Origin of the sequence: Actinoplanes sp. NPDC051411, assembly GCF_040682075.1 — a bacterium.
GTDB lineage: Bacteria > Actinomycetota > Actinomycetes > Mycobacteriales > Micromonosporaceae > Actinoplanes.
In genome coordinates this window covers 116,153-125,046 of the sequence record NZ_JBFBAD010000003.1, presented here as the reverse complement: position 1 = coordinate 125,046, position 8,894 = coordinate 116,153, and the positions used below count along the sequence as shown (strand labels likewise).

The following is an 8,894-nucleotide window of genomic DNA, read 5'->3' as shown; positions in this document are numbered from 1 at the left end:
ATGCCCACCCGCCACACCTCCCCGTGGGGGGGGTTGCCCCCCCCCCCCTCGCCCCCCCCCCCGGGGCGCCCGGCCGGCGCGGCCGCCCCCGGGCCGGAGCGGCCGATCAGCTGAAATCGGGGATCGGGCCGCGTGACGTGTCGGCCCGGCCCTTGGGCTCCTCCCACTCCTCCTGACGCCCGAGGGCGGTCATGTCGAGGATCCCGTACGAGTCGCCGGCCTGCTCGGTGCCGCGGGCGAACGTCGAATAGGTGTGGAAGACGTCGTCGCCGTCGCGGAGGAAGCAGCTCATGCCGGGCTGCTCCATCGGCTCGTCGAGCACCCAGCCCTGACCGGCCGCCCGCAGCTCGTCCGGGCCGCGGTAGTTGAACATCACCGGCGTGACCTCGGCGTTCAGGCTGACGTGGAAGTCGTAGTTGAAGTCCGACCCGAACGACGAATAGAACGGGATGGTCCACCCCCGCTTGGCGCGGTAGGCGTCCAGCTTGGCGAGCGGGGCTCGCGCCACCACGGCGTACGTCGTGGAGCGGGCACGCAGGTGCCGCAGCAGGCCGTCGGAGAGTTCGTCGACCGCGGCCGTGCAGCTGCTGCAACCGTCCTCCCAGGCCGGGTCGAACATGAAGTGCTGCACCACCAGCTGGCGCTGGCCGTCGAAGAGGTCGAGCAGCGTGACCGGGCCGTCCGGGCCCTCGAACCGGTAGTCCTTCCCGACCCGCACCATCGGCAGCTCGCGACGCCGCGTGTTCAGCGCGTCCTTCGCCCGCACCGCTTCCTTCTCGCTGGTCAACAGCGCCTTGCGGGCGGCCAGCCAATCCTTCTGCGAAACGATTTCCGGAAGTGTCATGTCGGTACAGACCTTCGCCGGGCCGCGAAGTCATCGGTCCCTACGGGATTTTCCGATGGTTTCCCGCACGCCTTCGACGGGCGCCCGGGCGCCGAGTGGTTAAGGTGCACGGGCATGTTGGAGATCACCGCGGAACTGGTCCACGAGCTGGTGCGCGAGCAGCACCCCGACCTCGCCGACCGGGCGGTGTGGCTCGGCGCGCGCGGCTGGGCCAACCAGCTGTGGCGGCTCGGCGACGACCTTGCCGTCCGGCTGCCGTGGGTGACCGACGACGCGGACGCGCCGCTGCTCAACGAGCACACCTGGGTGCCGACGTTCGCCCCGCGGCTGCCGTTGCCGGTGCCGGTGCCGCAGCGGCTCGGCCGGCCGTCCGAGCTTTTCCCCCGGCCGTGGATCATCACGACCTGGGTTTCCGGAACGCCCGCCGACCTCGCACCGGTCACGCGGGGGGCCGCGTCCCTGGCCGCCTTCCTGACCGAACTCCACCGGCCCGCCCCCAGCGGCGCGCCCACCGGCCGCGACCGTGGCGGGCCGCTGGCCGAGCGGGCCGCGGCCTTCGAGCGCGGAGTGGCCCACACCAGCGAGCGAGGGCTGATCGACGACCCGGACGCCGTCCTGGCCGTCTGGCAGGACGCGCTCGCCGCGCCGCCCTGGACCGGCCCGGCATTGTGGATCCACGCCGACCTCCACCCGGCCAACGTCCTCACCGCCGACGGCGCCCTCTGCGGCGTGGTCGACTTCGGCGACCTGTGCGCGGGCGACCCGGCCTACGACCTCTCCGCGGGGTGGCTGCTTCTGCCGGACGACAGCATCGGCCGGTTCACCGCGGCCTACGACGCCGATCCCGCCACCTGGCGCCGCGCCCGCGGCTGGGCGATGGCCCGCGCCCTGAGCGGCATCATCATCGGCAACGACAGCGGTCCGGGCGGCAAGCCGACGTGGGCGCCGCCCGGCCGGGCCGCCCTGCGCCGGCTGGTGGCTACGCTCCCCTGAGCGACGTTCCGTCGAGGACCAGCTTCTCCTCGCCGCCCGGGCCCAGGTGCACCTCGATCTCCTCGCCGCGGCCGGCCCGCACCCGGTGCCGGCCCGGGGCGAGGGCGAGCGACAGGCTCTTGCCGGCGGCCAGGCGCCCCCGGGGCACGTCGTCGACGACGATCTCGTGCGGGCGCAGCCGGTCGGCCCACGAGCCGGCCGGGCGGGTCAGGGTCAGCGTCGCGATGACGGTCACCCCGCGATCGTCGCACCCCCGGCCGGCCGGCGCAGCCGCTAGCATCGTTGCCCATGGCGATCATCCACCAGGCGACGCTCACCCCGACCAAGCTCGAGCTGCTGCAGGCCTGGTTGCCCGGCCGCTCGTGGTACCCGGGCGGCGACGCGACCGGCCTCGAGCGCGTCGCCGCGGCCCGGTTCGACGACCCGGCGGGTGCGGTCGGCGTGGAGATCTTCCTGGTCAAGACGCCGGACGGCCCGCTGACCCAGGTGCCGATGACCTACCGCGCGGCCCCGCTCGACGGCGCCGGGGAGTGGCTGATCGGCACCACCGAACACTCGGTGCTGGGCGCCCGCTGGGTCTACGACGCGGTCGCCGACCCGGTCTTCGTCGCCGAGGCGGTCCGGGCCATCCGCACCGGCGGTCACGAGGCGGCGGAATACTTCGAGACGCCCGACGGCCCGGTCGCCCGCGAACCGCTGATGTCGCTGCGCGGCTCCGGCACCCAGGCGCCGGGCAGCCCGGCCGAGATCGTGCGCGTCGACGACGGCGAGCCGGCGGTCGTCCTGACCAACGTGGGCGAACTCTCGGTGTCGCGGCTTCCGCGGGCCACGCCGCCCGACGCGCCGCTCACGCTCAGCGGAACCTGGCCCGGCGGCTCGGTCACCCTCGCCGTGCTGAGCTGAGGACGAAAGGGCTCAGGGCGTACGGTCGGACCGACCGCATCCGTGAGGAGACCGCTATGCCCGAGTCCCGCCCGCCGTTTCCGCCTTTCGACGAGACGACCGCCCGCCAGAAGGTGCAAGCGGCCGAGGACGCCTGGAACAGCCGCGACCCGCACCGGGTTAGCCTGGCCTACACGCCCGATTCGGTGTGGCGCAACCGCGACCAGTTCGTCACCGGCCGCGACGAGATCGTCCGGTTCCTCACCGCGAAATGGGAGCGGGAACTCGACTATGTGCTGCGCAAGAGCCTCTGGTCGTTCGGCGGCAACCGCATCGCGGTCCGCTTCCAATACGAATCGCACGACGCGAGCGGCCAGTGGTTCCGCAGCTACGGCAACGAACTGTGGGAGTTCGACGAGAACGGCCTGATGCGCCGCCGCGAGGCCTCCATCAACGACGTGCCGATCGCCGAGTCGGAACGGCGCCTGTTCGGCCCGCGCTCCGGCGACGAGGACGACATTCCGCTGCGTTAGGGCCTGTCCCGGTCGGGCCTTCGATAGGCGCGCACCGAGGGAAGGGCGCGGCCGGTAAAATCGAACTGGGTCAGATTGTCGTTCGACGCCTCCGCGCCCGGCTCCCAACCCACCCCGGGAACCCATTCCGGTTCCCAGGCCAGAAAACCGAGCCCGCCCCCTCGGGGGGCTTTCTCCAGCACATTCCGTACGCCGTGGAAGAACGCGGCCTGCCCGTCCGGGGTCGCCGGAAAGCGCAGCGCGTCAGGCAGCGGAGTATCGGGGCCGACAATGTTGCCCCGCCCGTCCCCGTCATCGAACGTCCACGGGTAGGCGATCTCGGCCAGCAGCACCGGTTTGCCGTAGCGCTCGATCGCGTCGCCGGTGTTGGCCGCCAGATCGGCGATCGACCCGTGCCACATCGGATAGTAGGACTGTCCGATGATGTCGAACGGCACCGCGTGCGCCACGATGTTGTCGAAGAACCAGCGGGTATCCCCCATCAGCCCGCCCTTGTCGATGTGCAGCATGATCCGGGCGTCGCATTCGGACCGGGCCCCGCTGATCGCCGCCTTGAGCAGCTGGGTGAACGCGTCCCACTGCTGGGTGCCGTCCGGCAGATAGAGCTGCCCGGCCGGCCACAGAATCCCGTTCGTGATCTCGTTGCCGATCTGCAGGATGTCGACCGGCGTGCCCTGGGCCGCGAAGTCCCGCACCAGCCCGCGCGTGTACTCCCGGATCTTCACCGTGAGCCCGGCCAGGTCGGTCGGCCACCCCGTCGGGATCGGCTGCTTGCCGGGATCGGCCCAGAAGTCGCTGTAGTGCGGGTCGAGCACCACCTTCATCCCGGCCCGCTTCGCCCGCCGGGCCAGCCCGAGCGCCCGCCTCTCGTCGCTGTAGCCGGCGGGCGGATCGACCCACACCCGCAGCCGCATCGCGTTGGCCCCGTGGCCGGCGAGGATCCGCTCGGCCGGCCGGACCCGGCCGTCGAGGTCGCGATATCTCACCCCGGCCTCTTCCAGCTGGGGCAGGAACGACAGGTCAGCGCCCCGCACGGACAGGGCCCGCCGGGAGACCGGCAACGGAACGAACGCCGCGGCGGCAAGCCCGAGCACACCTCGCCGACTGATCCCAGCCATCGACAACCTCCACTGGAAAGCGCTTGCCTCCAAGCTGTCCCGCCGGGCCGCGCCTGTCAACCCTCCCGCCTGGGTAATGCCCCACCATGACTCCTCGCCCGGTCCGCGCCCTCACGGCCCTGCTGGTCGCCACGGCCGCGGCCACCGTCGTGGTCGAGGTCCTCAACTTCTGGTACGCCCCGGGCCACGGCGTCGGCTTCGCGGTCCGTACGGCCTGGGCCTTCGCCCGTACGCTCGGCTGGCTGATCCTGATCTCCCAGGTCCGCCGGGCCCGGGCCACCGCCAAGCCGCTCGGCCTGATCCTCTCCATGACCACGCTCTTCGCCGTCGGCCGCCTGATCGTCCCGGCCACCGGCCGCCCACCGCTCCCCGGCCTGATCGGCTTCGGCGTGCTCACCCTGCTCTGCCTGACCGTGGTGGTCCTGCTCTACCGCCACCCGGCCATCGACGCCCACCTCGTCCACCAGCCGCGCCGCCCCACCCTGGCCGGCTTCCGCGAGGCCTCACCGGGTGACCCGTGGGTCCTGACCGCCCGCCTCGCCTCCTTCAGCTACAGCCCGCTCATGCTGGTCCCGGCCCTGACCGCCGCGGGCACGCTGCGACACCGCCTCGAGTGGACCCTGGCCGTGATCTTCTGGATCCTGGCCGGCATCGCGGTAAGTTACGTGGCCCTGCTGTCCGCCGTCTTCCTCCGCCGGGGCAGCCACCGCGCCCGCACGACACTGGCCTGGGTCACGCTGGCGGTCCTGGCCTTCGACCTTCCGCTGTGCCAGATCCTCCTGGGCCTGGACGGCTTGATCCGCGACGGGGCACCCTTGGCGGTGGCGGCCGCCCTCACCCTGTACGCCCTCTGGCGAACGGCCCACGTGGCCGCCCGAACCACCACCGCACAGCCCTCGGCGGCAACGCGGGCCTGAACGTCCGTCTGGTGAGGATCGATCAAGTTAATGTGCGGAAATGGACGCGTTGCGGGAGGGCCCGCTGCACCTCGCGGTCCGGGCGGGCGATGCGCAGAAGGTCGCTCGGCTGCTGGCCGACGGCACTGTCGTGGACGCCCGGAACTACCGCATGTACACGCCGTTGCACGTCGCCGCCGGGACAGGCACTGCCGAAATGGTCGCGGCGTTGATAGGCGCCGGCGCGGATGCCCTAGCCCTCACGACATTCCAGGGCACGCCGCTGCATGAAGCGGCCCACGGCCGAGTCGGCACCGCCGATGCCCGAGTGGAGATCATCGACAGACTTCTCGAGGCCGGCTGCCCACTGAACGCAGTCGACAGCAGCGGACGCACCGCGCTGTGGCACGCTGCGTCCACGGGCACCGCGCCCTGGCCGCCCGAACAGCAGACCGCCTGCTTGCGCGTTCTGCGGCACCTGCTGAACCGAGGCGCTGATCCCAGCATTTCCGCGCCCGGCAAGCAGGGCCGGCCCGCCGATGCGGCTCGAGGGCTGCACCAAGCCAAGAAGTACCGGATCGAATGGGCTGAAGGCGCCGCACTGCTGGAGCAGCACAGCCGGTGAAGAACCGGGCGCCCGACGTACGCTCCTCGGCTGCCGGCGTCCGCCAACGACTCGGGCCCCCATCACGCACGGTAGCCAGGCGGATCGCTGCGCGAGCGTTCCGCCTTCCTGCGCGGGGTCTCTTGATGCGTATTGATCGACATTGCGAATGCCTGGCACTATGCCGGCATGGGTGCCATTACCGACCAGTTGCCCACCATTGTCGGTGTCATCGTCGGCGCCGCCGGCACTATCGCAGCGACCGGAGTAGCCGACCTTACGTGGTGGCGCAGGCAACTGAATACCAGGTGGGATGACAAGCGGCTACAGACGTATGTTGACGCCAACGCGGTCAAGGAACTCCACGCCTATGCGCTGAGGCTATCCGCTATCGACCTTGCGAATTCCCGGCTGCATCGCATCGATCGCCAAGAAGGGCTGGCCAAGCTCGCCGAGAGTGACCTGCGGCGAACCAAGGCCTGGGAGAGCGTCCTTCTGCTGGGGAATGCCGAAACCGTGAACGCGGCGCGCGAATGGCGCGACGCCGTGTATCAAATCGAGCTACTCGGTCGTGGCCTGGCGGATAAGAGCTTGGACCTCGAAACCGCCGTCATTGACGCGAACAGCCGGCGGGACGATTTTTATCGGGCCGCAAGGGCGATTCTCGGCATCAAGGATGGCATGGTGACGCAGGCAGACTGGCTGGCGAACAGCCTCTCTGGTCAGGTCAGAATGGTGGATGGAGCGCCGGCTTCGCCGGAAGGTGATTAACCACCCGTTGTGTTCGCATCTGGCCCGACCGGGTGACGCACTCACATCGGCTGAATCAGGACGTCGAGCGGGCCTCCACCTTGTAATCTCCGGGGCCATGGGTGACAACGGGACAGAGCCGCGGTTGTTGGTGAACCGGTTCGCGGACGCTGTCGGGCCGTCGGACGCACAGCCGGACCGGGACCGCTGCCGGTGCGGGGGGCACTCGGCGTCGACTCAACCGGCGACCGTGGCCTTCCACCGCGACCGGCAGGACACCGAAAGCCCAGGTTGGCGGCACCTGCTGACCCTCGTCGAGGAGGCGGCGACCGACGGCAGGACCGTCTTCAGTCCCTTCGCTGAGCTCTCTGCCGCGGAGCGCCGGCAGATCGTCACCCTGCCGCCGACGATCGGGCCGTATCGGGCAGCAAGACCGGCGGTCACACGAAAGGCAGCAGTTACGACCCGCCGGGCGTCTGCACCTGAGCTATCCCGTCTCTCCGGCCGTCAGCTGACGGCCGGAGAGGTGATCGTCGCGCCACGAAAGCTTCCCCGACCCTTTAAGGCCTTATTGTGCACCCCCATGAGACCCGAAATCAGCGATCATCTCCTCCTGCCTCACGCGGGACGCTCGTACTGTCCGACGCTCTGCTCGGTAAGTCCGACAGCGCCGCCGCCGTCTTCCGATCGATCATCGGCTACGACGAAGGCATCAAGATTGAGATCGAGCTTCTACTGCGCGAGCCCGGCACGGAACGCCGGCCGCTCCGCGACGCTTTGGATCCACAGCATGCCGATCCGGCGATTTCATTTGGATCAGAAACGCCGGGCGACTTCCAGCCGCTTACCTGGAATGTGATGGGGGAACCTTTGAACATTTCGACGCTCGGGGCCGACGAAGCCCACTTCCTCTCCCAAGATATCGAGCCGACGCAGCTTCACGTCGACTGCCGCCACGTCGCAGGAAGTTGGTCGGCGCCGCTCTGGCCTGAGAACATCGATCAAGCGCTAAGTAGAAGACCGTCCGGAGATCCGCTCTGACATGTCGCAGCGACATCATTTTGTCAGCGGTCCGTAAGCAATCGGCATCAACTCCTCAGACTTTGTAGAACCAAACAGAATACGCACGTGACAGCCACCTGCACATTAGGTGTTCAGCGACTTTCCTTGCCCGGCTCCGGTGCAGGTGGGCGCGCGCGATGCAGGGCGGGGCAGGCGCGGCGCAGCGGCCACATAGGCACCGATGATTTGCAGCTGGAAGGCCCTACCGGTTGCCGGCTGAGCCGGTCGCGGCGGTGTTCGTCACCCGGATGCGCGGCATGAACGGCGGCGGCCCGGGTATCAGGATCGGTCAGCACAGCAGGTCCTGCAAGCATGTCTTCAAGCTGGAGGAGAGGATCATGGCGACTACGAAGGCGCTTCCCGCACTGGTCGACGAGCTTTATGCCGCGCAGGAGCGGATCGACCGGGACGAGATCCACCGTCGGGCGGTCGCCGCCGAGTTGCCGTCCGACGACATGGCCGTGCTCGATCGGCTGCCCGAGGGCGAATATGCCGAGGACGAGCTGAACGAGGCCATCGCCCAGATCGCCGAGCCCGGTGCCTCCCCACTGAGCGTCGACGAGGAACCCGCCGACTGAGACGCGGCCGAGCGCTGTCGTCCGACACCGAACTGATCTCGGCATAAGCGCGTGCCTAACCACGGTATCGGCCGCGATCGGAATGAGCGCCCCTTGCCGATCCTGTCAGTGGCGGTAGCAGGAGTTTCCGTGCCGACGGTGTCCCGCGTGCTGAACGGCGACGATCAGGTTGCGGCAGCGACTCGCGTACGGATTGAGCGCCTGCTCGAGGAATACGATTATCGAGCCCGCAACGCGCGACCGGCGGGAAAGAAGGACTTGCTGCGGCGTGCCCACGCCGGGCCGGACTGGTGTGCAGCCGCGCCCGGCTCGACGGCTATCGGACGGCCCTCGAAGCGGTGGGAATAGCCGAAGAGGCAGCACCGATGCCGGGACGGTCAATGCCCGACCAGCTCAGCGTGGCCGGTTCGATGATCTTCCCGCCGCACGCTGGGCGTCGCCCCCGCTGACCACGGTGCGGCAGCCTTGCGGGACATGGGTTGGCGAGCAGCCAGGCGGTCCTGAACCTGGCCCGCCGCAAGGCTCTCGAGTCACCACGGATGGAACTGGACACGCGACTGGTCGAGAGGGGAAGTACAGACGGAAGGAAGGGAAAGCGGGGCCCTCGATCATGGGGGCGCCGGGATACCAATGG

The 8,894-nt window shown here is 69.7% G+C and carries 12 protein-coding genes; 9 read left to right on the top strand and 3 right to left on the bottom strand.

What is annotated here, in order from left to right; translation table 11 throughout:
* Positions 1-106: 106 nt before the first annotated feature.
* The gene (locus AB0M88_RS02575; RefSeq protein WP_364094265.1) at positions 107-844 is read right to left on the bottom strand and encodes a DUF899 domain-containing protein; all 738 of its coding nucleotides are present in this window, start codon (positions 842-844) and stop codon (positions 107-109) included.
* Positions 845-958: 114 nt separating this feature from the next.
* Here AB0M88_RS02575 and AB0M88_RS02570 point away from each other — a divergent pair, with 114 nt between their 5' ends.
* Positions 959-1,837: an aminoglycoside phosphotransferase family protein gene (locus AB0M88_RS02570; protein WP_364094264.1), complete on the top strand. Its 879-nt coding sequence runs from the start codon at positions 959-961 to the stop codon at positions 1,835-1,837.
* Here AB0M88_RS02570 and AB0M88_RS02565 read toward each other — a convergent pair.
* Positions 1,824-2,072, bottom strand: a complete 249-nt coding sequence (locus AB0M88_RS02565; RefSeq protein ID WP_364094261.1) for a hypothetical protein — start codon at positions 2,070-2,072, stop codon at positions 1,824-1,826. The genes AB0M88_RS02570 and AB0M88_RS02565 overlap by 14 nt on opposite strands.
* Positions 2,073-2,125: 53 nt before the next feature.
* Here AB0M88_RS02565 and AB0M88_RS02560 point away from each other — a divergent pair, with 53 nt between their 5' ends.
* Both AB0M88_RS02560 and AB0M88_RS02555 read left to right on the top strand, forming a co-directional pair.
* Positions 2,126-2,740, top strand: a complete 615-nt coding sequence (locus AB0M88_RS02560; protein ID WP_364094258.1) for a hypothetical protein — start codon at positions 2,126-2,128, stop codon at positions 2,738-2,740.
* A gap of 56 nt (positions 2,741-2,796) precedes the next feature.
* Complete coding sequence (locus AB0M88_RS02555) at positions 2,797-3,252, top strand: nuclear transport factor 2 family protein (protein ID WP_364094256.1); 456 nt, start codon at positions 2,797-2,799, stop codon at positions 3,250-3,252.
* Here the strand turns inward: AB0M88_RS02555 and AB0M88_RS02550 are convergent.
* On the bottom strand, positions 3,249-4,370 hold the full coding sequence (locus AB0M88_RS02550; protein WP_364094254.1) for a glycosyl hydrolase 53 family protein: 1,122 nt from the start codon (positions 4,368-4,370) through the stop codon (positions 3,249-3,251). The two genes, AB0M88_RS02555 and AB0M88_RS02550, sit on opposite strands and share 4 nt — an antisense overlap.
* An 86-nt stretch (positions 4,371-4,456) precedes the next feature.
* Between AB0M88_RS02550 and AB0M88_RS02545 the strand changes: the two genes are divergently transcribed.
* From AB0M88_RS02545 to AB0M88_RS02520, 6 genes are all read left to right on the top strand, one after another.
* Entirely contained in the window at positions 4,457-5,287 is an 831-nt protein-coding gene (locus tag AB0M88_RS02545) for a hypothetical protein (RefSeq protein ID WP_364094251.1), read from the top strand.
* Positions 5,288-5,327: 40 nt separating this feature from the next.
* Positions 5,328-5,891 (top strand): ankyrin repeat domain-containing protein, encoded by a 564-nt coding sequence (locus AB0M88_RS02540; RefSeq protein ID WP_364094249.1) that lies wholly within the window; start codon positions 5,328-5,330, stop codon positions 5,889-5,891.
* 132 nt (positions 5,892-6,023) lie between these two features.
* Positions 6,024-6,641, top strand: a complete 618-nt coding sequence (locus AB0M88_RS02535; RefSeq protein ID WP_364094248.1) for a hypothetical protein — start codon at positions 6,024-6,026, stop codon at positions 6,639-6,641.
* 552 nt (positions 6,642-7,193) lie between these two features.
* Positions 7,194-7,661, top strand: a complete 468-nt coding sequence (locus tag AB0M88_RS02530; RefSeq protein ID WP_364094247.1) for a hypothetical protein — start codon at positions 7,194-7,196, stop codon at positions 7,659-7,661.
* A gap of 359 nt (positions 7,662-8,020) precedes the next feature.
* Positions 8,021-8,260: a hypothetical protein gene (locus AB0M88_RS02525; RefSeq protein WP_364094245.1), complete on the top strand. Its 240-nt coding sequence runs from the start codon at positions 8,021-8,023 to the stop codon at positions 8,258-8,260.
* Between the two features lie 51 nt (positions 8,261-8,311).
* Positions 8,312-8,608 (top strand): LacI family DNA-binding transcriptional regulator, encoded by a 297-nt coding sequence (locus AB0M88_RS02520; RefSeq protein WP_364094242.1) that lies wholly within the window; start codon positions 8,312-8,314, stop codon positions 8,606-8,608.
* Positions 8,609-8,894: the final 286 nt, after the last annotated feature.

Coding starts and splice junctions, on each gene's coding strand:
- AB0M88_RS02560 (WP_364094258.1), top strand. CDS start 2,126: ATGGCGATCATCCACCAGGCGACGCTCACCCCGACCAAGCTCGAGCTG.
- AB0M88_RS02540 (WP_364094249.1), top strand. CDS start 5,328: ATGGACGCGTTGCGGGAGGGCCCGCTGCACCTCGCGGTCCGGGCGGGC.
- AB0M88_RS02575 (WP_364094265.1), bottom strand. CDS start 844: ATGACACTTCCGGAAATCGTTTCGCAGAAGGATTGGCTGGCCGCCCGC.
- AB0M88_RS02555 (WP_364094256.1), top strand. CDS start 2,797: ATGCCCGAGTCCCGCCCGCCGTTTCCGCCTTTCGACGAGACGACCGCC.
- AB0M88_RS02570 (WP_364094264.1), top strand. CDS start 959: ATGTTGGAGATCACCGCGGAACTGGTCCACGAGCTGGTGCGCGAGCAG.
- AB0M88_RS02545 (WP_364094251.1), top strand. CDS start 4,457: ATGACTCCTCGCCCGGTCCGCGCCCTCACGGCCCTGCTGGTCGCCACG.
- AB0M88_RS02550 (WP_364094254.1), bottom strand. CDS start 4,370: ATGGCTGGGATCAGTCGGCGAGGTGTGCTCGGGCTTGCCGCCGCGGCG.
- AB0M88_RS02525 (WP_364094245.1), top strand. CDS start 8,021: ATGGCGACTACGAAGGCGCTTCCCGCACTGGTCGACGAGCTTTATGCC.